Annotated in this window: 24 protein-coding genes; 14 read left to right on the top strand and 10 right to left on the bottom strand. The window is 69.4% G+C overall.

Features of this window, described 5'->3' with window-relative positions; genetic code table 11:
* Positions 1-25: 25 nt before the first annotated feature.
* Both HNO80_RS11180 and HNO80_RS11175 read left to right on the top strand, forming a co-directional pair.
* Positions 26-1129 carry an LLM class flavin-dependent oxidoreductase gene (locus HNO80_RS11180; RefSeq protein ID WP_175322930.1) on the top strand — a complete coding sequence of 368 codons (1104 nt, stop codon included), beginning with the start codon at positions 26-28 and terminating at the stop codon, positions 1127-1129.
* Complete coding sequence (locus tag HNO80_RS11175; RefSeq protein WP_175322929.1) at positions 1129-1587, top strand: MarR family winged helix-turn-helix transcriptional regulator; 459 nt, start codon at positions 1129-1131, stop codon at positions 1585-1587. The genes HNO80_RS11180 and HNO80_RS11175 overlap by 1 nt, the downstream gene beginning before the upstream one ends.
* A 48-nt stretch (positions 1588-1635) precedes the next feature.
* Here the strand turns inward: HNO80_RS11175 and HNO80_RS11170 are convergent, their stop codons facing one another.
* The 3 genes from HNO80_RS11170 to HNO80_RS11160 form a co-directional block, all read right to left on the bottom strand.
* Complete coding sequence (locus tag HNO80_RS11170) at positions 1636-2442, bottom strand: transglutaminase-like domain-containing protein (RefSeq protein ID WP_175322928.1); 807 nt, start codon at positions 2440-2442, stop codon at positions 1636-1638.
* A gap of 85 nt (positions 2443-2527) precedes the next feature.
* Complete coding sequence (locus HNO80_RS11165; RefSeq protein WP_175322927.1) at positions 2528-3349, bottom strand: hypothetical protein; 822 nt, start codon at positions 3347-3349, stop codon at positions 2528-2530.
* Between the two features lie 30 nt (positions 3350-3379).
* Positions 3380-4729, bottom strand: coding sequence for a M20/M25/M40 family metallo-hydrolase (locus HNO80_RS11160; RefSeq protein ID WP_175322926.1), 1350 nt, complete (start codon positions 4727-4729; stop codon positions 3380-3382).
* A gap of 84 nt (positions 4730-4813) precedes the next feature.
* Between HNO80_RS11160 and HNO80_RS11155 the strand changes: the two genes are divergently transcribed.
* Together HNO80_RS11155 and HNO80_RS11150 are read left to right on the top strand one after the other, a co-directional pair.
* Positions 4814-5488, top strand: a complete 675-nt coding sequence (locus HNO80_RS11155) for a DUF1684 domain-containing protein (protein WP_175322925.1) — start codon at positions 4814-4816, stop codon at positions 5486-5488.
* Positions 5489-5492: 4 nt separating this feature from the next.
* Positions 5493-6014, top strand: coding sequence for a GtrA family protein (locus HNO80_RS11150; RefSeq protein ID WP_175322924.1), 522 nt, complete (start codon positions 5493-5495; stop codon positions 6012-6014).
* An 18-nt stretch (positions 6015-6032) separates the two neighbouring features.
* Here HNO80_RS11150 and HNO80_RS11145 read toward each other — a convergent pair whose 3' ends face one another.
* From HNO80_RS11145 to HNO80_RS11120, 6 genes are all read right to left on the bottom strand, one after another.
* Entirely contained in the window at positions 6033-7184 is a 1152-nt protein-coding gene (locus tag HNO80_RS11145; protein ID WP_175322923.1) for a cysteine desulfurase family protein, read from the bottom strand.
* Between the two features lie 8 nt (positions 7185-7192).
* Positions 7193-8149, bottom strand: coding sequence for a carboxylating nicotinate-nucleotide diphosphorylase (nadC, locus tag HNO80_RS11140; protein ID WP_175322922.1), 957 nt, complete (start codon positions 8147-8149; stop codon positions 7193-7195).
* Positions 8146-9951, bottom strand: coding sequence for an L-aspartate oxidase (locus HNO80_RS11135; protein WP_175322921.1), 1806 nt, complete (start codon positions 9949-9951; stop codon positions 8146-8148). The genes nadC and HNO80_RS11135 overlap by 4 nt, the downstream gene beginning before the upstream one ends.
* A complete protein-coding gene (gene nadA, locus HNO80_RS11130) occupies positions 9948-11273 on the bottom strand; it encodes a quinolinate synthase NadA (RefSeq protein ID WP_175322920.1) in 1326 nt (441 codons plus the stop codon). The genes HNO80_RS11135 and nadA overlap by 4 nt, the downstream gene beginning before the upstream one ends.
* Positions 11270-11986: an NUDIX hydrolase gene (locus HNO80_RS11125; RefSeq protein WP_175322968.1), complete on the bottom strand. Its 717-nt coding sequence runs from the start codon at positions 11984-11986 to the stop codon at positions 11270-11272. Before HNO80_RS11125 ends, nadA begins: the two co-directional genes overlap by 4 nt.
* A 157-nt stretch (positions 11987-12143) precedes the next feature.
* Positions 12144-12617, bottom strand: a complete 474-nt coding sequence (locus HNO80_RS11120) for an Lrp/AsnC family transcriptional regulator (protein WP_175322919.1) — start codon at positions 12615-12617, stop codon at positions 12144-12146.
* A gap of 173 nt (positions 12618-12790) precedes the next feature.
* On the opposite strand from HNO80_RS11120, the gene HNO80_RS11115 reads away from it, so the two are divergent.
* The 5 genes from HNO80_RS11115 to HNO80_RS11095 all read left to right on the top strand — a co-directional run bounded on the left by HNO80_RS11115 (position 12791) and on the right by HNO80_RS11095 (position 17614).
* Positions 12791-14167 (top strand): amino acid permease, encoded by a 1377-nt coding sequence (locus HNO80_RS11115; RefSeq protein WP_175322918.1) that lies wholly within the window; start codon positions 12791-12793, stop codon positions 14165-14167.
* Positions 14168-14317: 150 nt separating this feature from the next.
* On the top strand, positions 14318-15355 hold the full coding sequence (locus HNO80_RS11110; protein ID WP_175322917.1) for a thiamine pyrophosphate-dependent enzyme: 1038 nt from the start codon (positions 14318-14320) through the stop codon (positions 15353-15355).
* Positions 15356-15476: 121 nt separating this feature from the next.
* The gene (locus HNO80_RS11105; protein WP_249777302.1) at positions 15477-16460 is read left to right on the top strand and encodes an alpha-ketoacid dehydrogenase subunit beta; all 984 of its coding nucleotides are present in this window, start codon (positions 15477-15479) and stop codon (positions 16458-16460) included.
* A complete protein-coding gene (locus tag HNO80_RS11100) occupies positions 16453-16782 on the top strand; it encodes a biotin/lipoyl-containing protein (RefSeq protein WP_175322915.1) in 330 nt (109 codons plus the stop codon). Before HNO80_RS11105 ends, HNO80_RS11100 begins: the two co-directional genes overlap by 8 nt.
* 4 nt (positions 16783-16786) lie before the next feature.
* On the top strand, positions 16787-17614 hold the full coding sequence (locus tag HNO80_RS11095) for an alpha/beta fold hydrolase (RefSeq protein WP_175322914.1): 828 nt from the start codon (positions 16787-16789) through the stop codon (positions 17612-17614).
* Positions 17615-17711: 97 nt separating this feature from the next.
* Here HNO80_RS11095 and HNO80_RS11090 read toward each other — a convergent pair whose 3' ends face one another.
* Positions 17712-19046: an MFS transporter gene (locus HNO80_RS11090; RefSeq protein ID WP_175322913.1), complete on the bottom strand. Its 1335-nt coding sequence runs from the start codon at positions 19044-19046 to the stop codon at positions 17712-17714.
* 318 nt (positions 19047-19364) lie between these two features.
* Between HNO80_RS11090 and HNO80_RS11085 the strand changes: the two genes are divergently transcribed.
* The 5 genes from HNO80_RS11085 (at position 19365) to hpaE (ending at position 24948) form a co-directional block, all read left to right on the top strand.
* On the top strand, positions 19365-20081 hold the full coding sequence (locus HNO80_RS11085; protein WP_175322912.1) for an IclR family transcriptional regulator: 717 nt from the start codon (positions 19365-19367) through the stop codon (positions 20079-20081).
* Positions 20082-20169: 88 nt separating this feature from the next.
* The gene (locus HNO80_RS11080) at positions 20170-21663 is read left to right on the top strand and encodes a fumarylacetoacetate hydrolase family protein (protein ID WP_175322911.1); all 1494 of its coding nucleotides are present in this window, start codon (positions 20170-20172) and stop codon (positions 21661-21663) included.
* A complete protein-coding gene (locus HNO80_RS11075) occupies positions 21660-22373 on the top strand; it encodes a GntR family transcriptional regulator (protein ID WP_175322910.1) in 714 nt (237 codons plus the stop codon). The genes HNO80_RS11080 and HNO80_RS11075 overlap by 4 nt, the downstream gene beginning before the upstream one ends.
* 50 nt (positions 22374-22423) lie before the next feature.
* Entirely contained in the window at positions 22424-23368 is a 945-nt protein-coding gene (dapA, locus tag HNO80_RS11070; protein WP_175322909.1) for a 4-hydroxy-tetrahydrodipicolinate synthase, read from the top strand.
* A 62-nt stretch (positions 23369-23430) separates the two neighbouring features.
* On the top strand, positions 23431-24948 hold the full coding sequence (gene hpaE / locus HNO80_RS11065; RefSeq protein WP_175322908.1) for a 5-carboxymethyl-2-hydroxymuconate semialdehyde dehydrogenase: 1518 nt from the start codon (positions 23431-23433) through the stop codon (positions 24946-24948).
* Positions 24949-24952 lie beyond the last annotated feature (4 nt).

Here is a 24952-nt window from a genome sequence, read left to right as displayed (position 1 = left end):
GTCTCCGGCCCCGGAAAGGAACACCATGCAGATCGGCGTATTCAGCGTCAGCGACATCACTACCGACCCCACCACGGGCCGCACCCCCACGGAACACGAGCGCATCAAGGCCTCGGTTGCCATTGCCAAGAAGGTCGAAGAAATCGGAATGGATGTCTACGCCATCGGCGAGCACCACAACCGGCCGTTCTTCTCCTCCTCCCCCACCACCACGCTCGCCTACATCGCGGCGCAGACCGAGCGGATCATCCTCTCCACGGCCACCACGCTGATCACCACCAATGACCCGGTGAAGATCGCCGAGGACTTCGCGATGCTCCAGCACCTCGCCGACGGCCGGGTGGACCTGGTCCTGGGCCGCGGCAACACCGCCCCGGTCTACCCTTGGTTCGGCAAGAACATCCAGGACGGGATCGAACTCGCGATCGAGAACTACTCCCTGCTGCGCCGGCTCTGGGACGAGGACACGGTCAACTGGTCCGGCAAGCACCGCACCCCGCTGCAGAACTTCACCTCCACGCCGCGGCCGCTCGACGGCGTTGCCCCCTTTGTCTGGCACGGCTCCATCCGCACCCCGCAGATCGCCGAAGTGGCCGCGTACTACGGCGACGGCTTCTTCGCCAACAACATCTTCTGGCCCAAGGAGCACTACCAGCAGCTGATCGGCCTCTACCGCGAACGCTACGAGCACTACGGCCACGGCAAGGCGGACCAGGCCATCGTGGGCCTCGGCGGCCAGTTCTTCATGCGGAAGAACTCGCAGGACGCCGTGAAGGAGTTCCGCCCGTACTTCGACAACGCCCCGGTCTACGGCCACGGCCCCTCGCTTGAGGACTTCACCTCGCAGACCCCGCTGACGGTCGGCAGCCCGCAGGAAGTCATCGAGAAGACCCTGACCTTCCGTGAGTACTTCGGCGACTACCAGCGCCAGCTGTTCCTGATCGACCACGCCGGCCTGCCGCTGAAGACCGTCCTGGAGCAGCTGGACCTGTTCGGCGAGGAAGTCCTGCCGGTGCTCCGCAAGGAATACGCCGAGAAGACTCCGGCCCACGTTCCCGAACCGCCGACCCACGCCGGTCGCGTGGCCGCCTCGCTGGCGGCCCGTGAGGCCGCCCCGCAGGACGCCTGATGTCTGCGAAGATCGAATCGCCGGTCCGCCTGGCCGCGGAAACCTGGGAGGCCCTGTTCCGGGCCCAAGTAGCCGTGATGCGACGGCTGCAGGCCGGCCCGGCCTTCAAGTCCCTGGCCCTCAACGAGTACGACGTGCTGTTCACGCTCTCCGGCTGCCCGTCCGGCTGGCTCCGCCAGAATGAGCTCAACGACCACGTGCTCTTGAGCCAGTCGAGCCTGAGCCGGCTGGTGGAGCGGCTGGAAAAGCGCGGCCTCGTGGAGCGCAGGCCCGCCCCCGACGACGGCCGCGGCGTCCTCATCCGGCTCACCGACGCCGGGCGGGAACTGCAGAAGACGATCGGGCGGGAGCATGTCCGCGACATCGCCGCCCTGGTGGGCCCGGCGCTCACTGCCGAGGAACAGCGCGAGCTACTGCGCCTGACGGAGAAGCTGCGGGCCTCGGTGGCGTCGCGCTAGCTGTTCTGCTCCGCCGTCGGCCGAGTGGATGTGCCCCGCGCACGGTCCTTAGCGGATGGCGAGCAGCGCCGCCGGGTCCTCGACCGGCAGCTCGCCGGTGACGGTGGCGGTGACCTTCAGTTCCTTCAGCAGGAGGCTGCCGCCCACGGTGGACAGGAAGGCGGTGTCCGAGGAATCCCGGCCGGCCGTAATCCGGAGCATGCTCTCCCGCGGCGCCAGGCCGGTCGGATCGATGACGTGCCAGGCGCCGTTGACATGGGCTTCGGCCACGGCATGGAAGTCCATCGGGCTCAGCCCCGGCGCATAGACGGCGGCCAGCCGCGCCGGGACGTTCTTGGATCGCAGCAGCGAGATGGCCAGGTGGGCAAAGTCCCGGCAAACGCCGCGCCGGTGCAGCAGCGTCTCGACGGCGCCGTCCGTCCCGCGCGAGGACCCGCTGACGTAGCGCAGTTCGCTGAAGACCCAGTTCCGCACGGCGTGCAGGAGCTCCCCGCCGTCCAGGCCGCCGAACTCGGCGTACGCCGTCGGGAGCAGCCGGTCGGATTCGGCGTAGCGGCTGGGCCGGACGTAACGGATGAGCTCCATCAGTCCGGGTTCCTCCGGAAGGGCAAACCCGGTGACGGTGGCGCCGTACTCCACCAGCACCTCTGTGGGTTCGGCGAACTCCATGTAGTGGAAGCGACCGCCGTGGTGGTCCGAGAGTTCGGTCAGGGGCACGTCTTCGCCGCCGGCCGTCACGGACAGCGACTCCTCGAACCCGCTGTAGCCGGGGTTGCGGGCGACGGCCACCGCCATCGCTACCTTGGTATCGGCCACGGTCTTGAAGGCCAGGCGTGCGGACACGATGCGTTCCATGAATCTCCGGAGGGTGCGAGCGAAGCCGCTGGATTGTCAGCGGGAGGGCAATGTCCCCGGGCCGCCATGGTGCCGGCGGGCGGGACTAGTTTTTGATCTTCAGCGACATTAGCATCCGCTGGACATTGGCGAATTCCGAGCCCTCGTTGACGTATTTGTCCGCCTCGCCCAGCGTGTCGAAGGATTGGGCCGGGGCGACTTTCTGGTCCGGAGCAAACGCCTTGAGCTCAATCAGATCGCCGAAGGCGTAGTCGCCCTTGCCTTCGGGCCCGCGCACGACGTTTCGCAGGGCGCAGGATTTGCCGCCCGCCCCGCCGACCACGTTGGTGATGCCATAGGAGCCGAAGTACTTGTAGCCCTGGATCACGCGGAACACCACATGCGGGTCGATGGTTCCTTCCCCGCCGAGGTGCGGCAGTTCCACCGGAACGCTGCTGACCACCACGTACGGCTTGGCCGCCCCCGCCTTGCAGACGCCCGCCGCCTGCGGCCGGAGTCCGGTCTGCAGCGTGGCCAGGTACCGGCCGTCCGGATCCTTGACCTCGATCTTGAGCGCCCGCGGAAGTGAGCCCTGCGCCGGGGTGACGGACTGGGCAATCCACTCCTGCGGCAGGTCGAAACTCACGTTCTTGCCGGGATCGGAGTACGTTTTCCAGGCCGCCGCCGTTGCACCCGACGTCGCGGAGGCGGTTGCGGAAACAGAGGCGCCCGCGGAGGCCGAGCCGCCCGCCGCGGCCGCCGGGGACGACGCACCGGCGGAGGGAGCCGCCGTCGTGCTTCCGCCCGGGCTCCCCGCCGTCCAGGCCGGCGCGCCCTTGCCTTCGCTGCTGCAACCGGCGAGCGCCCCGGCGGTGAGCGCCAGCGCGGCGGCAATCCGGAGTCCGCGGGAAAGAACCGTGCCAGTCATGGTGCCAGCGTAGCCGGGGCCCCGTCCGGTTCAGAGCCTCCGGAGCAGCGTTTCGTAGAAGCGGACGCCGCGGCCCAGGGTCTCGAGCGAGATTCTTTCGTCGACGGCGTGGATCGAGCCGCGGTCCGCCGCGTCCATGGCGAAGGGAGCGAACCGGTACACGGAGTCACAGATCCCGATGAAACGGCGCGAATCCGTCCCGCCCATCATGATGTACGGCGTGATGATCGCCTCCGGGAAGGTCGCGGAGATGCAGTCCTCCAGCAACTGCCACTGCGGACCGGTGGAGGCGGACACCGGCGTGGGCTCGTTGCCCTCCACCACCCGCAGTTCCACCTTCGGATCGCGGATGACCTTCCGCAGCCGCTCCACGGTTCCGGCCACCGTGTCTCCGACGGCCACCCGGATGTTGGCGTTCGCCTTGGCCGTGGCGGCGAGCACGTTGGCGCCCGCACTGCCCTCCAGGGTGGTGATGGCCACGGTGGTGCGGGTCATCGCGTTGGTTTCGTTCCCCAGCCGGCCGAAGAGCCACGTCATCGGGACCCTGAGCAGCGACAGGTTCGCGAAGGCAACACGCAGCGGGGCCGGCGCGTGCGGTCCGAAGCGCCGGAGCATCTCCGCGGTCACCTCCGGGAGGCGCTGCGGGAAGGGATTTTGCTCGATCCGGGTGATCGCCCGCGCCAGCCGCGCCGTCGCTCCCATCCGGGGCGGCGTCGAGGCGTGTCCGCCCGGGTCCCGGGTCAGCAGCTCCACGTCAAGGATCCCCTTTTCGGCCACGCCGACGACGGCGGCCGGCCGGCTCACGCCGGGGAACGCTCCGCGCGCCACGGCTCCGCCCTCGTCCAGCACAAGCCAGGGCCGCACTCCCCTGCCGGCCAGGAGCTCCACGGCCGCTGCGGCACTGTCGCCGGCAGTCTCCTCGTTGTTGCCGAAGGAGAAGTAGACGTCGTGCGCCGGGGCAAAGCCCTCGTCCAGCAGGGCTTCCGCGGCCTCCAGGATGGCGACCAGCTGGCCCTTGTCGTCCAGCGTGCCGCGGCCCCAGAGATGGGTTGCGTCGCTGTGGCCGGAGAACGGCGGATGGGTCCACGCCTGTTCGTCCCCCGCCGGGACGACGTCGTAGTGGGCCATCAACACCGTAGGGCGGCTGCCGGGATCCCCCGAGGTGCCGGGCCACCGGAACAGCAGGGCCGCCCCGTTGACGCGTTCCACCTCAAGGGCGGCGTGGACCGAGGGGTAGAGCCGGGGCAGGGCCGCCAGGAAGGCCTCGAACTCCTCGGCGTCCACCTCGGCCGGAAGCCGGGAGGAGACGGTGCGGAACCGGACGACTTCGGCCAGCGAGGCGGCGGCGCGGCTGGCGGACCCGGGGGCGAAGTTGTGCATGCGCGAAGTCTACGGTCCCCCAACGGCGCTCCGAGGGCACGGCCCGCCGCGTTTCCGGCAGCGAAACAAGGCTAGGCTGGGGGGATGGCTGAACAGCATTTTGATGGAGCGGACATTGACGGCCCGGACGGCGTGTCAGGGATGTCCGCCGTCGACATCGCGGACTGGCGGCTCCGGACCTTTGCGCTCTACGCCACCGTGCGTAAGATCGCCGCGGATAGCCCGGCCGAGGCCCACTCCTACTGGCGGCAGGAGCGCGACCGGATGTTCGCTACGCACCCCGCCTCGCCCCTGACCGACGACGCCAAGGCGAGCTTCGGCGGCCTCAAGACCGCGGACTACGACCCGATCTACCGCTTCCACGTCCCCATCACGAAGGAGGGCGCCGGACGGGAGATGAACGTCGAAACCGGAACCGACGGCGTCGTCCGTTTTGTCCGGCTGGGCACCTTCGACCTGCCGGAAATGGGCCAGCTGGCGGTTTGGAAGCTCAACGGCTACGGCGGCGGCATCTTCGTGCCGTTCCGCGACGCCACCGCCGGCCAGCCCGGCGGCAGCTACGGCGCGGGCCGCTACCTGCTGGACACCATCAAGGGCGCCTTCCACGGTGTGACGGGCTCGGGGCCCGACGCCGAGTTCGTGCTGGACTTCAACTTCGCCTACAACCCGTCCTGCGCCTACAACGAGGCGTGGGCCTGCCCGCTCGCCGGGCCGTCGAACCGCCTCGCCGTGGACATTCCGGTCGGCGAGCTGTACTAGACGGATGGAGTCGCAGCTACAACAAGCGCAGCCCTCCCGGCAGTTCCCGCCGGATACCACAGCGGCCTCCCCGGCTTCTTCCCCCTCGGCTTCGCCGCGCCGCCGCCACCGGGGCGTACTCCGCTATCCGGTGGTCCGCCAGCTCCTGCGCTTCACCGGCGTCGGCGTCGTTTGCACCGTGTCTTCGCTGGCGCTGTATGCCTTCCTGCGGCCGTGGATCGGGCCCCAGCCGGCCAACGCGGCCGCGCTGATCATCACCTCGCTGATGAACACCGCGCTGAACCGGCGGCTGACGTTCAAAATCACCGAGCGCCACCGGATGAAGCGCGACCATCTCAACGGGCTGATCGTGATCGCCGTCGCCCTGCTGATCACCGGCGGCAGCCTCGGCATCCTGCACTGGATCAACCCGGACGCCACCGTGGCCGACGAGCTCTGGACCACCACCCTGTCCGGCTTCCTGGCCACGGCCGTAAGGTTCACGATGCTGCGGCACTGGATCTTCCGCCGCGCCCGGCACCGCTAGCATCCAGCGGGCTGCCGGCTACCCGAGCGCGCGGATGCTGCCGACGGCGGTGCGCACCGCGGCCGCCGCTTCCCGCAGCTCGGTTGCGGTGATGGACGAATCGAAGCTGAAGCGCACGGCGGTCTGGGCCACTTCGGCGCTGATTCCCATCGCGAGCAGCACGGGCGATGGCTCGTCGGAGCCCGCGGCGCAGGCCGAACCGCTCGAGCAGACCACGCCCTGCCGTTCCAGCTCCAGCAGCACAGACTCGCCGCTGGTTCCCGGGAAGCAGAACGACGCCACCGAGGGCAGCCGCTCGTCCGGATGGCCGGTCAGCACGGCGCCGGGCACTCCAGCCAGGACGGCGCCGATGAAGTCATCACGCAGTGCAGCGACCCGGGCGGAGGCCGCCTGCTGCGAGGTCCCGGCCAGGCTCAGCGCCGTTGCCAGGGCCACCGCGCCGGCAACGTTCTCGGTGCCCGAGCGGCGGCCGCGTTCCTGGCCGCCGCCGTGGACCAGCGGCTCCAGCCGGGTCCGGCCGCGCACGAACAACGCTCCGCAGCCCTTCGGGGCGCCCAGCTTGTGGCCGGAAATGCTCAGCGCATCGACGCCCAGGCCACGCGTGTCGAGGGGCAGCCAGCCAGCGGCCTGCACGGCGTCGCTGTGGAACGGGATTCCGAGACCGCGGGCCAGGGCCGCCAGCCGGGCTACGGGCTGGATTGTCCCGACCTCGTTGTTGGCGTACATGACGCTGGCCAGCGCGGTTTCCGGCCGGAGCACGGCCGCGAACGCTTCCTCCGTCACCTGCCCGTAGCGGTCCACCGGGATCACGTCGACCACGAAGCCGTGGACACGTTCGAGGTACCGGGCGGATTCCTCCACCGCGGGATGTTCGACGGCGCTGATCGCCACCCGGTCCAGGCGCGGGTCCGCAGCGCGGCGGGCCAGGGCGATGCCCTTGACGGCGATGTTGTCCGCTTCCGTGCCGCCGGAGGTGAAGACGACCTCGCCCGGCCGGCAGCCCAAGGCCTTCGCCGTCGTTTCCCGGGCTCCTGCGAGCGCCGCAGCGGCGGCGTCGCCGAGCGAATGGTGGCTTGAGGGGTTGCCGAAGTCCCCGCTGAGGTACGGCCACATGGCCTCGAGCACCTCGCGGCGGACCGGCGTAGTGGCGGCGGCGTCCAGGAAGATCACGGCATTCCTCAGTCGAGCGCCGGCCCGGCGGCCTGGGCCATGGGCCCGGCGGCAGGTTCCAATTCGATGTCGAGGCCCAGGTCCAGGGCGGTGACGCTGTGGGTGAGCGCACCGATCGAGATGACGTCCACCCCGGTGGCGGCGATGCCGGCCACGGTCGCGAGGCTGACGTTGCCGCTGGCCTCGACCCGTGCCCGCCCCGCGACGAGTTCGACGCCGTCGGCGAGTTCGATCAGTGAGAAGTTGTCCAGCATGATGGTGTCCACGCCGGCGGCCAGCACGGGCTCAATCTGCTCCATCCTGTCCACCTCCACCTCGAAATGCGTGGTGTGCCCCAGCCGTGCCTTGGCGTCGCGCAGCACCGCGGTGAGCTTTGCCGGGTCTCCCCCGGTGAGCACCGCAAGGTGGTTGTCCTTGGCCAGGACCGCGTCGGAGAGGCTGAAGCGGTGGTTTGCTCCGCCGCCGCAGCGCACCGCGTAACGCTCCAGCACGCGAAGCCCCGGCGTCGTCTTCCGGGTATCGGTGATCCGCGCGCGGGTGCCGGCGACCAGCGCGACGAACTCCGCGGTCCGGGTGGCGATCGCGCTCATCCGCTGCACCAGGTTCAGCGCCACCCGTTCGGCCAGCAGCACGCCGCGGGCGTTACCGGTCACCCGGGCCAGCGCCGCGCCGGCCCCGAAGGACTCCCCGTCGGCCACGAGCAGCTCGACGACGGCGGCCGGGTCCGCCAGCTTCATTGCCGCGGCGAACACCTCGCCGCCGCTGAGCACCCCCGGCACCCGGGCTGCCAGCACCGCGGTGGCGGGGGCGTCGGCGGGGATGAGGGTCTGCGAGGTGATGTCGCCGTACGGGGAGTCCTCCTGCAGGGCGGCACGCAGCACGGCGTCGACGGCGGCCGCGGGGAGGGTGCCGGCGAGGGCGGTCACCGGGAGGGCGCTCGGACGGGCGGTGGCGGGTGCTGTCATGACGAAATCCTTTGTTTCGGACGGGATACTGCGGCATGCCGGTGCCCGTACGTTGGGGCGGCCGGGGTGGAGCGGGCCGGGGCTGCGAGCATTGCGGGGACGACGGCGGCGCCGTCACGGGAGGCGGTGTCTGCGTCCGCACGGAAGTGGGCGCCCACCGAGCCGGTCCTGGCCCGCGCGGCTTCCACCAGCAGGCGTGCGGCCAGCAGCAGGTTCCGGTCCTCGTGCTCGGACTGATCCAGGCTTCCGTCCGCGACGATCTCGGGCCGCACAACGCCGGCCCAGGCAGCAAGGGTGGCCTCTGCCTCCGCTAACTGCCCGCCGTTACGCAACACCCCAGCGTGCGCGGTCATCAACCGCCCAAGAGCATCCCGACAAAACGACCCGGGAATAGGACCTGACTTCACAACACCTTCGGGGGCCGCCGCGGAGGTTCCTTCGTCAGTGATGTCGCGGGACAGCGCTGCGGAAGCGTGCGTCAAGGGGAGGCCGCTCGCGGCCGAGACAGCACGCGGAGCAGCGGTGTTCCAAGACCCCTCAGCACCGAGGAAGTCCTCCACGGCCCGTCGCCCGAACACCAGCCCTTCGAGCAGCGAGTTGCTGGCAAGCCGGTTGGCGCCCTGGACCCCGGTGCGCGCGACCTCCCCTGCTGCGTAGAGCCCCGGTACCGAGGTGCGCCCGTGAAGGTCGGTGGCGACCCCGCCCATCCAGTAGTGCGCCGCCGGGGACACGGGCAGCGGTTCGGCGGTCCAGTCGTAGCCCGCGGCGCGCGTAGCTGCCGTGATGGAGGGGAACCGCCGGGCCAGGAAGCCCGTCCCGCGGCTGGCTTCAATTCCCCGGGCATCCAGGTAGACCGGGCTGTCCGCCGGGAGCCCGGCGGCCGCCAGGTGCAGCGCGATACTGCGGGAGACGACGTCGCGCGGGGCCAGCTCCGCGTCCGGGTGGTAGTCGGGCATGAAGCGGTAGCCGGCGGCGTCCAGCAGCACAGCGCCCTCGCCGCGGACCGCCTCGGAAATCAGCAGCGCGGGCGGCCCGCCGGGCACCTCGGCCGCGGCCAGCGTGGTCGGGTGGAACTGGAAGAACTCCAGGTCGCGGACGGCGGCCCCGGCGCGCCAGGCCAGGGCGAGGCCGTCGGCGGTGGCGACGGAGGGGTTGCTGGTGCGGGCGAACAGCCGCCCGGCGCCGCCGGTGGCGAGCAGCACGGCGTCGGCGTCGAGTCGCTTCGGCTCTCCGCCGGCCAGGTAAGCGACGCCGGTGACGGCTGCCGGCGTGGCGCCGGTCGCCGGGTTGCCGCCCTCGGTGAGGAGCTCGGTCACGAAGGCGCCGGTTTCGACCCGGAGTCTGCCCTGGACGGCGCGGTGGAACACGGCGGCCCCGAGCGCACGCGCGATGCGGGCCCCGGTCGCGTCGCCGCCGGCGTGCAGGATGCGGGCGGCGGAATGCGCCGCCTCCAGCCCCAGCGCCGGGCCGCCGTCGGCACGGACGTCGAAGTCCACACCAAAGCGGCGCAGCCCGGCGATGTCCCGGACGGCCTCCGTGCACAGGATCCGCACCGCCTCCGGATTGTTCAGCCCCGCCCCGGCGGCGAGGGTATCGGCGATGTGCGCCGCCACGGAGTCACCCGGTGCGGCCTCCCCCGGCGCCAGCACAGCGGACACGCCGCCCTGGGCGTAAAAAGTGTTGCTCTCCTCGAGCGCGCCCTTGGCCAGGAGCACCACCTCAGAGGCGGGCGCTTCCGAGGCCAGCAGTGCCGCGTACAGCCCGGCGATCCCGCTGCCGACGACGACGAGCCGCCTGGTCACGGCCGGGCCGCCAGCATGCGTTCGAGCGCCACGCGGGCGGGGGCCGCGACGTCGTCCGCCACCGTGATGCGGTTGACCACCTCGCCGCGTACCAGGGACTCCAGCACCCAGGCGAGGTAGCCGGGGTGGATGCGGTACATCGTGGAGCAGGGGCAGATCACCGGGTCGAGGCAGAAAATGGTGTGCTGCGGGTATTCGGCGGCCAGCCGGTTGACCAGGTTGATCTCGGTGCCGACCGCGAAGACGGTGGGCTCGGTGGCGGCGACAATAGCCTTGCGGATGAAGTCGGTGGATCCGGCAGCATCGGCGGCGTCGACCACCTCCATGGGGCACTCCGGGTGCACGATGACCTGCACGCCCGGGAACTCGGCGCGCGCCTTCTCGATCTGGGCCACGTTGAAGCGCTTGTGGACCGAGCAGAAGCCGTGCCAGAGGATCACGCGGGAATCCTGCAGGGCCTGTTCGTCGTTGCCGCCGAGGTCCTTGCGCGGATTCCACATCGGCATCTGCTCCAGCGGCACCCCCATGGCTTTGGCGGTATTGCGGCCCAGGTGCTGGTCCGGGAAGAACAGCACGCGCTGGCCCCGCTCGAACGCCCACTCCAGCACGGTGGCGGCGTTCGAGGAAGTGCAGACAATGCCGCCGTGCTCGCCGCAGAAACCCTTGAGCGCTGCCGAGGAGTTCATGTAGGTGACCGGGATGACGGGCACCCGGCCGTCGGCGTCGGGTTCGGTGCCGAACAGCTCCTCCAGCTGTTCCCAGCACTCGGTGACCGAGTCAATGTCGGCCATGTCCGCCATCGAGCAGCCCGCGGCGAGGTTGGGCAGGATCACGGCCTGCTCCGGCCGGGACAGGATGTCCGCGGTTTCGGCCATGAAGTGCACGCCGCAGAAAATGATCGCCTCGGCGTCGGGCCGGGTCAGGGCCGCGTTGGCGAGCTGGAAGGAGTCGCCCACGAAGTCGGCGTATTCCACCACCTCATCGCGCTGGTAGAAATGGCCCAGGATGACGGCCCGGTCCCCCAGCGCCGCCTTGGCGGCCCTGATCCGGGCGTCCAGTTCGGCGTCGCCGGCCAGGCGGTACTCCTCCGGGAGCTGGCCCTGGCGGGGCGTGGACGGCGGGGCGACGTCGGTCGCGGAAGCTCCGGGGCCGTAGGCGGGCACACCGGCAAGGGCCTCGGCGAGGTCGTAGTCCCAGGGGCCCCGGGCGAGCGCCGGACTGCAGGTGGAACCCGCCGCTGCAATGCCCGTGGCGTTGGCTGTTGCCTGGCTTGTGGCCGCCTCGCGCGTGATCAGCTGGATCGCCGTGTTGACGCTGCTCATGGTGTGCTCCTGTTGTCTGGATCGAGGCCGGGGCGGCCGGTAAAGCGGTAGAGGCGGGGCGGGCGGTGCTTGCCGCCTTGGAGGTATTCGTCGGTTTCTTGGATCTCCGGGGCGGCTTTGATCTGGCGGCGGAAGTTGGCCGGATCCAGCTCACGGTCCAGGACTGCCTCGTAGACCTCCCGGACCTGCGCGAGGGTGAAGTACTCGCCCAGCAGGTGGTAGGCGATGGAGCCGTAGGCCATCTTGTTCCGCAGCCGCCAGAGCGCGTACTCGATGATCGTGTTGTGGTCGAACGCCAGCTCGCCGAGCCGGTCGGCCCGGAACCAGCGGACGTTTTCGGATTCGTCCGCGAGCGCGGCCTCGGTGGGCTGGACCAGGGCCCAGTAGACGATCGAGACCACCCGCTGGGTGGGCGAGCGGTGCAGGCCGCCGAAGGCGTAGAGCTGCTCGAGGTAGCTTGGCGCCAGCCCGGTGGTTTCGCGCAGGTTCCGGGAGGCGGCGTCCTGCAGCGATTCCGCATGCGTCAGCGGCCCGCCGGGCAGCGCCCACAGGCCCTTGAAGGGCTCCCTGATCCGGCGCACCAGCGGGATCCACAGCGTGGGGCGGCCGGAGCGCTCACTCGGGCGCAAGGCGAAGATCACCGTGGAAATGGCCAGCGACGGCGGCGCGAGCTGGCGCTCCGAGACGTTGGCTGGAGAGGTGTAGACGGTGATCGACCCCCGCGTTCCGGGGTCCGGACCGGTCCTGTGGACACTGCCCGGACGGTTCCGGCCCTACCGCCGGAGTAGTTATAGTCAAATTGACTAGAACTAATTCTACGACGACGCCGGTCCGGCGCAAAATGTTGCGGCCCAGGGCCGGCGGAACGGCCTACTCCCCCTGTGCGGCAGCTTCCAGCAGCGGCAGGGTCCGGCCCTCGAAATGGGTGTTGAGCACGATCACCGAGGAGGAACGGAGCACGGTCCGGGTGGCGATCATCGCGTCCAGCACCCGCTGCAGGTCCGGGTTGGAGCGGGCCGCAATCCGGGCCATCAGATCGGAACTGCCGGACACGGTGTGGATCTCGATCAGCTCGGGAATGCGCGCCAGGGCCTCCACGACGGCGTCATGGCCGAGGTCCTGGTTGATGGTCAGGGAGCAGAACGCGACCACCGGGTAGCCGAAGCGGGCGGGATCCGGTTGCGGCACCCAGGAACCGATGACGCCGCTGTCCTGCATCCGGTCCAGCCGCGACTGCACGGTGGCCCGGGCGACCTTCAGCACCCGGGACGCCTCCAGGACGGAGGCCCGCGGGGAGTCCGTGAAGAATCGGACAATCTTTGCGTCCAGCGGGTCCAGGTTCACGTCAGTTTCCTTGCCTGCAGGGATTCAACCGCACAAATCGTCGCGATTCGGGCCGGCCATTCAACAAACTGCATCCATGCTCTCACGCCGCCCGCGCGCTAGGGCACTCCGGGGGCGGTAAATTCGAATGGTCCCAAAAGGACGCATCCACCAGCGTAAGAAGGTTCGCCAGCATGACAACGAAGTCCACCGCGGAGCGCCCGGCCCTGAAACTCGGCCACAGTATGAAGCCCCGCCAGCTCACCATGATGGGACTCGGCAGCGCCATCGGCGCCGGCCTGTTCCTCGGATCGGGGGCCGGAATCCAGGCCGCCGGCCCGGCCGTGCTGATCTCCTACCTGGTCGCAGGCACTCTGATCATCATCGTGATGTGGGCCCTCGGCGAGATGGCCGCCGCCAACCCGAACAGCGGCGCGTTCTCCGTCTACGCCGAGAAAGCCATGGGAAAGACCGCCGGCGCCACCGTGGGCTGGCTCTGGTGGCTGCAGCTCGTCGTCGTCATCGCAGCCGAGGCGCTCGGTGCGGCCGGGTTGCTGTTCACGATCTGGCCGGTTGTTCCGGTGTGGGGCCTCGCGCTGATCTTCATGGCCGTCTTCACGGCCATCAACCTTGCCGGGGTGAAGAACTTCGGCGAGTTCGAATTCTGGTTCGCAATCCTCAAGGTTGCCGCCATCCTGCTGTTCCTGGCCATCGGCGCCGCCCTGCTGTTCGGCTTGCTGCCGGAGGTTCCCAGCCCGGGACTGAGCAACATCACCTCCAACTTCGCCCCGGCGGGCCTGGGCGGCATCGCGGCGGCCTTGTTCGTGGTTATCTTCGCCTTCGGCGGCACGGAAATCGTCAGCGTCGCCGCGGCCGAGACGGAGAACCCCGAACGCAGCGTGGGCCACGCGATCCGCACCGTCGTCTGGCGCATCCTGGTGTTCTACATCGGCTCCGTGTTCGTCATCGCCGCCGTGCTGCCTTCGACGTCGGCAGCGCTCAAGTCGCCGTTCGCGGGCGTCCTGGACCTGGCCCGCATCCCCGGCGCCGGCGCGGCGATCACCCTGGTCGCCGTCGTTGCCCTGCTCTCGGCCCTCAACGCCAACCTGTACGGCGCCTCCCGGATGGCGTACTCGCTGTCCGTGCGCGGCGAAGCTCCCGGCTTCCTGTCGCGGCTCAACACGGCCCGCGTCCCGGTCATCGCCGTCAGCATCTCGGTGGCGTTCGGCTTCCTGGCCGCCGTGCTCGAACTGCTGTTCCCGGAAAAGATCCTCCCGGCGCTCTTCCAGCTGGTGGGCTCGACCTGCCTCGTGGTGTGGGGCTCGGCCCTGGTGTCCCAGCTGATCCTGCGCCGCCGGGCGGACCGCACGGGCACCGCGCTGCCGTTGCGGATGAAGGGCTTCCCGGGGCTCACGATTTTCGGGCTGGTGCTCCTGGCCCTGATCTTCGCCGTGGGCTTCAGCAGCCCGGACAGCAGCAAACAGCTCTTCAGCACCATGGCGCTGATCGCCGGCATCGCCGCCGCCTGCTGGATCGGCGCCCGGCTCAGCCGCCGCCGCGCCGCCGAGTAGCCGGGACCGCCGGGTAGGCGAGTCGCCGGGACCGCCGGGGCTGTACAAACTGCCACGCATGACGACGCCAGGACCGGCAGCTTTTGGCAGAATGGTCAGTGCTTCCTGAGCTGATTGCCTAGGGCTCGGCCCGTGACTAGGGTCACAGGCATGGACACACTCCCCCTCGCGGTTACCGGCGACGACGCCGGTCCGCTCACCCCCGCCCAGCTGCGTGAGCTCTACTCGCTGATGGTCGCGGTCCGGCACCTCGACACCTCCGCGATCGCCTGGCAGCGGCAGGGCATCATCCCCGGCTACGCCCCGGAGCTCGGCCAGGAAGCTGCCCAGGTGGGCAGCGGCTACGCCGTCGACACCACCCGCGATTTTGTCTTCCCCACCTACCGCGAGATGGGCGTCGCCCGGACCATGGGCGTGGACATGGTGGGCTACATGTCCACCCACAAGGCCACCTGGCACGGCGGCCTCTACGACCCGGTGGAGTCCCGGCTCGCGCCGATCCAGGCCGTCGTCGCCGGATCCGTGCTGCACGCGGTCGGCTGGGCCCATGGCCAGACCCTGGAACAAAAAGACGGCGTGGCGCTGACGTACTTCGGCGACGGAGCCTCCTCGCAGGGCGACGTCCACGAGGCGATGAACTTCGCCGCTGTGATGAAGGCACCCGTGGTCTTCTTCGTACAGAACAACGGCTGGGCCATCTCGGTCCCCACCGACCGCCAGGTGGCCGGCGGCTCCGTCGCCGCCCGCGCGGCCGGCTACGGCATGCCGGCGCTGCAGATCGACGGCAACGACGTCGTCGCCGTCGTCGAGGCGACCCGCCGCGCCTTCGGGCACGCCCGCTCCGGCAACGGCCCCGTGCTGATCGAGGCCATGACCTACCGGCGCGGGCCGCACTCGACCTCCGATGACCCCGGCCGCTACCGCTCCCTCGACGAGGAGCGCGACGGCGCCGGCGCGGATCCGCTGGAGCGGCTCAAGCAGCGGCTGCTGGCGGACGGAGCCGCGGACGAGGCGTTCTTCGCCGACGCGCTGGCTGCCGCCAAGGCGGAAGAGGAGCAGATCCGCACCGGCATCCAAGCCCTGGGATCCCGTCCCGGTACCGAAATGTTTGACCTGGTCTTCCAGGAAACCACCCCTGCCCTGCAGGCCCAGGCCGCCAACTGGCGCGAGGAGTCCGAACATGTCTAACTCGATCCTTGAAGGCGTGGACGCCGAAGGCGACAGCACTGCCGACAGCACTGCCGACAGCACTGCCGACAGCACTGTCAAGGGCACTGCCAAGAACGCAGAAAGCCCGGCCACCACGGTGATGTCCATGCAGCAGGCGCTCAACCGCGCCCTCGACGAGGTGCTCGCGGAAAACCCCAAGGCTGTGATCTTTGGCGAGGACTGCGGCCGGCTCGGCGGCGTCTTCCGGATCACCGACGGACTGCAGGCCAAGCACGGCACGCAGCGGGTCTTCGACACCCCGCTGGCGGAGTCCGGCATCCTCGGCATGTCCGTGGGCCTGGCGATGGCCGGCTTCCACCCCATCCCCGAGGTCCAGTTCGACGGCTTCGCCTACCCTGCCATCAACCAGATCGTCTGCCAGATCGCCCGGATGAATTACCGCAGCCGCGGCACCATGCCGATGCCGATCACGCTCCGCGTGCCCAGCTTCGGCGGCATCCGGGCCCCCGAACACCACGGCGAAAGCCTCGAGGCGCTCTTCGCCCACGTGCCCGGGCTCAAGGTGGTCTCGCCGTCGAACCCGCACGAGGCGTACCACCTGCTCAAGTACGCCGCCACGCGGCCGGACCCGGTGATCTTCATGGAGCCGAAGTCCCGGTACTGGCAGAAGGGCGAGGTCGATCCCGGCAATGCCGATCCCTCCGGCGGCGCGCCCGAGGGCGCCAAGGTCATGCGCGAGGGCAGGCACCTGACGCTCGTGGCCTGGGGCGCCATGGTGGCCCGCTGCCTCCAGGTGGCCGAGCTCGCCGCCGAGGACGGGATCGAGATCGAGGTCCTGGACCTGCGCTGGCTCAAGCCGATCGACACCGCGGCGCTGGCCGCTTCCGTGCGCAAGACGCGCCGCGCCGTCGTCGTCCATGAGGCACCGCTGACCTCCGGGCTGGGCGCCGAGGTGGCGCAGCTGATCACGCAAAGCTGCTTCGACACGCTCAAGGCGCCGGTGGAGCGCGTGACCGGCTTCGACGTCCCGTACCCCTCCGGTGACCTCGAAGATGAATACATCCCGAACATTGACCGGATCCTCTTTGGCATCCAGCGAGTATTGGAGTACAAACGTGGCTGAAATTTCCTTCCCGCTGCCGGATCTTGGCGAGGGCCTGATCGAGGCGACCGTGCTGGAATGGCTGGTCTCACCGGGCGAGCAGGTGGAGCGGAACCAGCCGCTCGTGGAGGTAGAAACCACCAAGTCGGCCGTCGAATTGCCCAGCCCGCAGGCAGGTAAGGTAGTGCGTATCTACGGCGGGCCCGGCGACAAGATCAACGTCGGCGAGCCCCTGATCGAGTTCGAGGTTCCGGACAACACCGCCGGCATCGTGGGCACGGTCCCGAAGGAAGAGGCACCGAAGCGCCGGGTCCGCCTGAGCGCCGTACTTGATGAGGACTGACACCATGAGCGGCAGGCACACCGGCGAGCAGCATTCCCACACGGTCGAGGGCACCGACCCCCAGCTTTACGTCGGGGTGCATGATCCGAAGGACGACGCCGGGCTGCGTCCGGTCCTGCTGCTGCACGGCTTCTCCTCCTCCTCCAAGCTCAACTGGGAGGACACCGGCTGGATTGCGGCCCTCACCGAGGCCGGCCGCCGCGTCATCACCGTGGACCTGCCCGGCCACGGCCGCAGCGGCGCCCCGGAGGACCGGGATTCCTACTCCCCCAGCCGGATCCGCGCGGATCTGCTGCAGATCGCGTTCGACGCCGGCGCACGTCCGCTGCGCGACGGCGATCCGGCCAGCGGCCTGGACGTGATCGGCTACTCGCTGGGGTCCCGGCTGGCCTGGGAATTCGGCGCCACGCAGCACGAGCTGGTCCACCGGCTGGTGCTGGGCGGGCCCAACGTGGCAGACCCGCTGGCGGAGTTCGACCTGGTCGCCGCGCAGCGCTACCTGGCGGACGGAACGCCGATCGCGGACGCGTCCACTGCCGGGCTGCTGAAGATGGCGCAACTGCTGCCCAGCAACAATATCTTTGCCCTGCTGTCCCTGATCGAGGCGATCAAGGACGAGCCGTTCGACCCCGCCGAGGCGGTCCCGCAGATGCCGGTGCTGCTGGTGGCCGGCGAGAAGGACGAACGGGCCGCGTCCATGCCCGAGCTCGCCGCTCTCGGCGCCAAGGCCGGGGCGATGGTGGAACAGCTCATCCTGCCGGCGCGGAACCACACGAACGCCGTGACGAGCCGGGCCTTCAAGCAGGGTGCCATCAGCTTCCTGGGCGTCTAAGCGGCAGGGCTGCTCAGCAACGCAGCACAACACAAGAGAGGCACGGACCGCGGTCCGTGCCTCTCTTGTGTTGTGCTTTCCCTACCGGGTCCGCAGCCTAGTGGTGGCGGCTGACGCCCAGCGGACGGCCGCGGGTTTCCTTGGCCAGGATGACGCCGACGGCGGAGATGACGCAGAGGATCATAATGTAGATGCCGATGGAGCCGGTCCAGTGCGTGCCCTGCAGCAGGGCCTCGGCAATAGTCGCCGCGAAGGCGCCGCCCAGGATGGCGCCGAAGGCGTACCCGATGGAGATGCCCGAGTAGCGGACATTCGCCGGGAACATCTCGGCGTACATCGCGGACATCGGGCCGTAGGACAGGCCCAGGCCGATGGTCAGGACGAACAGCGCCGTGCCGTAGAGAACGATGTCCTTGGTGTCGATCAGGGCGAACATCGGGATCATCCAGGCAAAGACGATCCCGTAGCCGATCAGGAAGGTCTTGACGCGGCCGATCTTGTCCGAGAGCCAGCCGCCGACCAGGGTGAAGATGAGCCAGCCGAAGGATGCCAACGTGGTGGCCAGCAGGATCTGCGGGGTAGGCATCTTCAGCGTCTTGGTGGCGTAGGAGATGAAGAAGGCGATCAGCAGGTAGCCGGCAGCGTTGTTGCCGATGAAGATCATCGTCGAGTAGAGGACAGCCTTCTTGTGCTTGCGGATCAGCTCGCCCAGGGGCGCCTTGCTTTCTTCCTTGCGCTCCTGCATTTCCTTGAAGACCGGGCTCTCCGCCACGGCGCGGCGGATGAGGTAACCGACCACGATCAGGACGATCGAGAGCAGGAACGGCACCCGCCAGCCCCAGGTGCCGAAGTCTTCCTTGGACATGGACGTGTTGAGGAAGAAGAGCAGGCCGGTGGCGAGGATCATGCCCACCGGGACGCCGATCTGCGGGTAGGCGCCGAACAGGCCGCGCTTGCTCATCGGTGCGTGCTCGACGGCCATCAGGGCAGCGCCGCCCCATTCACCGCCGGCGGAGAAGCCCTGGATGATGCGGAGCAGGATCAGGAGGATCGGGGCCCAGACGCCGATCTGGGCGTAGGTCGGCAGCATGCCGATCAGTGCCGTTGCGGCGCCCATCATCACGAGGGTGAAGACGAGCATGGCCTTGCGGCCCAGGCGGTCGCCAAGGTGGCCCGCAACGATGGCGCCCAGCGGGCGGAACAGGAAGCTGATGCCGATCAGGGCGAAGGACAGGATCTGCGCCAGGCCCGGGTTGGAGGCGTTCAGGGGCGCGAGGAAGAGCGGGGACAGCAGCGTTGCTGTCAACTGGGCGAAGATGAAGAAGTCGTACCACTCGATAGTGGTACCGACCAGCGTCCCGGCGAGGACCTTGCGTTCCTCATGTTTGCTGCTGGGGCCCGCCTCTGAATCGACGGTTGAAGTTGCGGTCATTGGAACTCCGTTGCTGGGGGCAGAGGTACTGCCCGGGTGGGTGCGAAGTGAAAACTAATGCCTCGTGAATTACTGATCGAACGGTCAGTTAGTAACTGTGATACTACTACGGAAACTGTGATAAAGCACACATTGCATCCGGTGCGTGTCCGAAGGGGTTGCCCCGCCCGGGAAATGCCGGCAGGCCGGGGCCCTTGTTGGCTCTCACTAAGAGTTCTATAATCGAACACACCGTTCTTATATAGAACGTCGTGCCAGAACGCTACTGCACTGTGAGCCGGAACACAAGACTCTCCCACCCGACCTAGGATGGACTCCATGACCCCGAATGCCGGCAGCACCCAGGCCCCGCCGTCCCAGACGCTGTCCCGGGGCATCCGGGCCCTCGAGATCCTGGCCGACGCCCCGGAGCCGCTCACCATCGCCGAACTCGCCGACGCCATGGGCGTCCACCGCTCGGTCGCCTACCGCATCCTGCGCACCCTCGAGGACCACTCGCTGCTGGTCCGGGACGACGCCGGCAGGGTCCAGCCCGGCCCGGGCCTGGCCGTCCTCGCCCGGGGCGTGGCCCGCAATCTGCAGACCGCCGCGCTGCCTGAGCTCACCCAGCTGGCCAACGCCCTGACCATGAGCGCCTTCGTGGCCGTCTGGGACCGCGAGGACTGCGTCACCCTCGTCACCGTCGATCCGCGCCACACGGGGGCGGCCGTGGTCCAGCACCCGGGCTCCCGACACCCGGTCAGTGCCGGCGCGCCCGGCATCGCGATCCAGTCCGCGCTTTCGGAGCAGGAATGGCACCACCTCGCCCCCGGCATCCCCTACCGGCCGGAGGCAGCCGAGGCGCGCCGCCGCGGCTTCGCGGCCAGCCATGACGAGGTCATTCCCGGCGTCTCCTCGCTGGCCGTGCCGGTTAGGGTCCCCGGCGGGCGCCCCGCCGCCCTGGCGGTGGTCTACATCCGCGCCGCACAGGACCCGGAGGAGGTTGCGGCCGCCCTGTCGGCGAGCGCCGCCCGCATCGAGGCGCAGCTGGCCTGAGGTCCGGCCGGGGTCCTTCCCTTGACAAGCCGCCCCGGTTCGGGCAGTTTTGTATCGTATACGATTTCATACTCAATGAGGAGATGCGATGGAGCAGCTTTCGCAGGACGCCCTGGCCGCCGCCGGCAAGGTCATCGCGGTGCACATCAACTACCCCAGCCGCGCCGCCCAGCGCGGGCGCACCCCGGAGCAGCCCTCCTACTTCCTGAAGCCGTCCTCCTCGCTGAGCCTCTCCGGCGGCACGGTCGAACGCCCCGCCGGCTGCGAACTCCTGGCCTTTGAGGGCGAGGTGGCGCTGGTGATCGGCAGCCGGGCCCGCCGCGTTTCCCCGGACGAAGCCTGGCGCCACGTCGGCTTCGTCACCGCCTCCAACGACCTCGGCGTCTACGACCTGCGCTATGCGGACAAGGGCTCCAACCTGCGTTCCAAGGGCGGGGACGGCTTCACCCCCGTGGGGCCGGGCCTCCTCCCGGCCGCCGAGGTCGACCCGGCGGCCCTCCGCGTCCGCACCTGGCTCAACGGCGAACTGGTGCAGGAGGACAGCACCGGCACGCTGCTGTTCCCCTTCGCCCGGCTCGTCGCGGACCTCTCCCAGCTCCTCACCCTGGAACCGGGCGACATCATCCTGACCGGGACGCCCGCCGGCGCCTCCGTGGCCCAGCCGGGCGACGTGATGGAGGTCGAGGTGGACGCCCCGGCGTCGGGTCTCACCACCGGCCGGCTGACGACGACGGCGGTCCAGGGCACCGTGCCGCTCGCCGGCTACGGCGCGCAGCCGCGCAGCGACGAGGCCCAGCGCGCCGAGGCGTACGGCACGCCGGCGGCGGCCGCCGAACCGGCCGCAGCGGCCGCACCGACTGCACCGAAGAGTGCGCTGACCCCCGAGCTGAAGGCCAAGCTCGAGTCCGTCGCCACCGCAACCCTGAGCTCCCAACTGCGCAAGCGCGGGCTGAACAACGTCAGCATCGACGGCCTGCATTCGACCCGGCCGGACCGCACCGTCGTCGGGGTGGCCCGGACCCTGCGCTACGTGCCCAACCGCGAGGACCTGTTCAAGAGCCACGGCGGCGGCTTCAACGCCCAGAAACGCGCCATCGACTCGCTCCGGGAAGGCGAGATCCTCGTCATGGAGGCCCGCGGCGAAAAGGGCACCGGGACGGTCGGGGACATCCTGGCCCTGCGCGCCCAGGTCAACGGTGCCGTGGCCGTCATCACCGACGGCGGCGTCCGCGACGTCACCGCCGTCGGCGCCCTGGACATGCCCACGTTCTTCGCGAACGCGCACCCCGCCGTCCTGGGCCGGCGTCACATCCCGTGGGACGTGGACCTCACCATTTCCTGCGGCGGCGCCACGGTGCAGCCCGGGGACATCATCGTGGGTGACGCGGACGGCATCCTTGTGATCCCGCCGGCACTCGCCGAGGAAGTGGCCGACGACGCCCTGGTCCAGGAGGCCGAGGAGACGTTCATCGCCGAGATGGTCGCCGCCGGGCACAGCGTGGACGGCCTGTACCCGATGAACGCGCAGTGGCAGGAAAAATACCAGGCGTGGGCCGCGGACCGCGGACCGTCCCAGCCATGACCAGCACCGTGAGCACGGCTGGCACGGCTGGCCCGGCTGGCACGGCTGGCCCGGCTGGCGCCACCTCGAGCAAGTCGGAGCAGGCGTACGCGGCGGTCAAGGCCAGCATCCTCAGCGGCGAGTACTCCCCCGGCTACCGGCTGGTGCTGGCCAAGATCGCCGAGGAGCTGGGCTTCAGCGTCGTCCCGGTCCGCGAAGCCATCCGGCGGCTCGAGGCGGAAAACCTCGTGGTGTTCGAACGCAATGTCGGCGCCACCGTGGCCGGCATCGATCCCACCGAATACCTCTACACAATGCAGACCCTGGGGATCGTCGAAGGCGCCGCGACGGCGTTGTCCGCACCGCTGATCTCCGCCGCGGACATCGCCCGGGCCCGCGCGGTGAACGAACTGATGCGCGAGTGCCTGGCGAACTTCGACCCGGTGCGCTTCACCAGCCTGAACCGGGACTTCCACAGCGTCTTGTTCGAGCACTGCCCCAACCCGCACATCCTCGACCTAGTGCACCGCGGCTGGAACCGGCTGCAGGCGCTGCGCTCCTCCACCTTCAGCTACGTGCCCGGCCGCGCCCGCCAGTCGGTCGAGGAACACGAGTCACTGCTCCGGCTGCTGGAGGCGGGCGCCCCGGCGGACGACGTCGAACGCGCGGCCCGCGCGCACCGCGCCGCCACCCTCGATGCCTACCTCGCCCACCGGGCGCCATCCCCCTGACCACAGCGGGCCGGCCCGGCCGCCCCTCCCCCGAACGATAAGGAAAAACAATGAAGTTCCGTTCCGACCCCCAGCAGCACCTCAAAGGCTCCCTCGCCGCGATGTTCACCCCGTTCACCGCGTCCGGCGACGTCGACCACGACAGCCTGCGGAACATGGTCGAATGGCAGATCGCCAGCGGCTCCTCCGGCATCACGATCGGCGGGTCCACCGGCGAGCCCAGCGCCCAGTCCGTCGAGGAACGCGCCGCCGCCATCCGCGCCACCGCCGAGGCGATCGGCGACCGTGTGCCGTTCATGGCCGGCACCGGCACGGCGAAGCTCCCCGAAACGCTGGAGCTGACCCAGGCCGCCGTCGACGCCGGCGCGGACGCGTCGATGATCATCACGCCGTACTACTCCCGTCCCACGCAGGAGGCGCTGTACCGCTGGTACGCCACGATTGCCACCGAGTTCCCGCAGATGCCGTTCGTGATCTACAACGTGCCGTCCCGCACCGCGGTGGACATGGCCCCCGAAACCGTGGCACGGCTGTTCCGCGACTTCGACAACATCGTCGGAATCAAGGAGACCACCAAGGACTTCGAGCACTTCTCCCGCGTCATGCACCTGGCCGGCAAGGACCTGCTGGTCTGGTCCGGCATCGAACTGCTGTGCCTGCCGCTGATGGCGATCGGCGGCGTCGGCTTCATCTCGGCGCTGGCAAACATCGCCCCGAAGGCCTCCGCGGACATGTACCAGGCCTGGGTCGAAGGCGACTTCGAGACCGCCCGGAAAATCCACTACGGCGTCCACCCGCTCGTGGACCTATTGTTCGTCGAGACCAACCCGGCGCCCAGCAAATGGCTGATGGCCGAGGCCGGGCTGATCTCCTCCGACTACGTCCGGCCGCCGCTGATCACGCCCACCGACGCCGGGCTGAAGAAAATCACCGAACTGATGGAGGCCGGCCGGGACTACCTCTCCCCGGTTGACGGCTTCCGGATCGCCAAATAACAGCTGCACCGCAGCACACCGCAGCACACCGCAACTTCAACGCCGAAGCAAAGGATTGACCCATGGCTGAGCACTACATCCCGGACGATTTGCCCACCCGCATCCAGCACTACATCAACGGCGAGTTCGTCGACTCCGTCAGCGGCAAGACCTTCGATGTCCTGGACCCCGTCTCCAACGAGACGTACGCCACCGCCGCGGCCGGGCAGCAGGAGGACGTCGACCTCGCCGTCGCCGCCGCCCGCCGCGCCTTCACCGAGGGCCCGTGGCCCAGGATGAAACCGCGCGAACGCGCCCGCGTCCTGAACAGGATCGCCGACGCCGTCGAGGCCCAGGAGACCCGGCTGGCGCAGCTGGAGACCTTCGACACCGGCCTGCCGATCACCCAGGCCAAGGGCCAGGCGCTGCGGGCCGCGGAGAACTTCCGCTTCTTCGCCGACCTGATCGTGGCCCAGTTCGACGACGCCATGAAGGTCCCCGGCGCGCAGATCAACTACGTCAACCGCAAGCCGATCGGCGTCGCCGGCCTGATCACGCCGTGGAACACGCCGTTCATGCTGGAGTCCTGGAAGCTCGCACCGGCGCTGGCCACCGGCAACTGCGTGGTGCTCAAGCCGGCCGAATTCACGCCGCTCTCCGCCTCGCTCTGGGCGAAGATCTTCAAGGACGCCGGCCTGCCCGACGGCGTCTTCAACCTGGTCAACGGCCTCGGCGAGGAAGCCGGCGACGCCCTGGTCAAGCACCCGGACGTGCCGCTGATTTCCTTTACCGGCGAAACCACCACCGGCAAGACGATCTTCCGCAACGCCGCGGAGAACCTCAAGGGCCTGTCGATGGAGCTCGGCGGCAAGAGCCCGGCGATTATCTTCGACGACGCCGACCTCGACGCCGCGATCGACTCCACCCTCTTCGGCGTCTTCTCGCTCAACGGCGAGCGCTGCACGGCCGGCTCCCGGATCCTGGTCCAGCGCGGCATCTACGAGGAGTTCTGCGAGAAGTACGCCGCCCGCGCGAAGAACATCGTGGTCGGTGACCCGCACGACCCGAAAACAGAGGTCGGGGCGCTGGTGCACCCGGAGCACTACGAGAAGGTCGCCCGGTACGTCGAGATCGGGAAGGGCGAGGGCCGGCTGCTGGCCGGCGGCGGGCGTCCCGAGAACATGCCCGCAGGGCAAGAAAACGGCAACTACATCGCGCCCACGGTCTTCGCCGACGTGAAGCCGGACGCCCGGATCTTCCAGGAGGAGATCTTCGGCCCGGTCGTGGCGATCACCCCGTTCGAGGACGACGCCGAGGCGCTGGCCCTGGCGAACAACACCCGGTACGGCCTGGCCGGCTACGTCTGGACCAACGACCTGACCCGGGCGCACACCTTCTCGCAGAACCTCGAGGCGGGCATGGTCTGGCTCAACAGCCACAACGTCCGGGACCTGCGCACCCCCTTCGGCGGGGTCAAGGCCTCCGGCCTGGGCCACGAGGGCGGCTACCGTTCGATCGATTTCTACACCGACCAGCAGGCCGTCCACATCACCCTGGGCAGCGTCCACACCCCGAAGTTCGGCGCCACGGCGCAAAACTGACGCA

It is taken from the genome of Arthrobacter sp. C9C5 (assembly GCF_013359735.1).
Classification (GTDB): Bacteria; Actinomycetota; Actinomycetes; order Actinomycetales; family Micrococcaceae; genus Arthrobacter.
This window is presented reverse-complemented; position numbering and strand designations above follow the sequence as displayed.

Coding starts and splice junctions, on each gene's coding strand:
- HNO80_RS11180 (WP_175322930.1), top strand. CDS start 26: ATGCAGATCGGCGTATTCAGCGTCAGCGACATCACTACCGACCCCACC.
- HNO80_RS11175 (WP_175322929.1), top strand. CDS start 1,129: ATGTCTGCGAAGATCGAATCGCCGGTCCGCCTGGCCGCGGAAACCTGG.
- HNO80_RS11170 (WP_175322928.1), bottom strand. CDS start 2,442: ATGGAACGCATCGTGTCCGCACGCCTGGCCTTCAAGACCGTGGCCGAT.
- HNO80_RS11165 (WP_175322927.1), bottom strand. CDS start 3,349: ATGACTGGCACGGTTCTTTCCCGCGGACTCCGGATTGCCGCCGCGCTG.
- HNO80_RS11160 (WP_175322926.1), bottom strand. CDS start 4,729: ATGCACAACTTCGCCCCCGGGTCCGCCAGCCGCGCCGCCGCCTCGCTG.
- HNO80_RS11155 (WP_175322925.1), top strand. CDS start 4,814: ATGGCTGAACAGCATTTTGATGGAGCGGACATTGACGGCCCGGACGGC.
- HNO80_RS11150 (WP_175322924.1), top strand. CDS start 5,493: ATGGAGTCGCAGCTACAACAAGCGCAGCCCTCCCGGCAGTTCCCGCCG.
- nadC (WP_175322922.1), bottom strand. CDS start 8,149: ATGACAGCACCCGCCACCGCCCGTCCGAGCGCCCTCCCGGTGACCGCC.
- nadA (WP_175322920.1), bottom strand. CDS start 11,273: ATGAGCAGCGTCAACACGGCGATCCAGCTGATCACGCGCGAGGCGGCC.
- HNO80_RS11115 (WP_175322918.1), top strand. CDS start 12,791: ATGACAACGAAGTCCACCGCGGAGCGCCCGGCCCTGAAACTCGGCCAC.
- HNO80_RS11110 (WP_175322917.1), top strand. CDS start 14,318: ATGGACACACTCCCCCTCGCGGTTACCGGCGACGACGCCGGTCCGCTC.
- HNO80_RS11105 (WP_249777302.1), top strand. CDS start 15,477: ATGTCCATGCAGCAGGCGCTCAACCGCGCCCTCGACGAGGTGCTCGCG.
- HNO80_RS11095 (WP_175322914.1), top strand. CDS start 16,787: ATGAGCGGCAGGCACACCGGCGAGCAGCATTCCCACACGGTCGAGGGC.
- HNO80_RS11090 (WP_175322913.1), bottom strand. CDS start 19,046: ATGACCGCAACTTCAACCGTCGATTCAGAGGCGGGCCCCAGCAGCAAA.
- HNO80_RS11085 (WP_175322912.1), top strand. CDS start 19,365: ATGACCCCGAATGCCGGCAGCACCCAGGCCCCGCCGTCCCAGACGCTG.
- HNO80_RS11080 (WP_175322911.1), top strand. CDS start 20,170: ATGGAGCAGCTTTCGCAGGACGCCCTGGCCGCCGCCGGCAAGGTCATC.
- HNO80_RS11075 (WP_175322910.1), top strand. CDS start 21,660: ATGACCAGCACCGTGAGCACGGCTGGCACGGCTGGCCCGGCTGGCACG.
- dapA (WP_175322909.1), top strand. CDS start 22,424: ATGAAGTTCCGTTCCGACCCCCAGCAGCACCTCAAAGGCTCCCTCGCC.
- hpaE (WP_175322908.1), top strand. CDS start 23,431: ATGGCTGAGCACTACATCCCGGACGATTTGCCCACCCGCATCCAGCAC.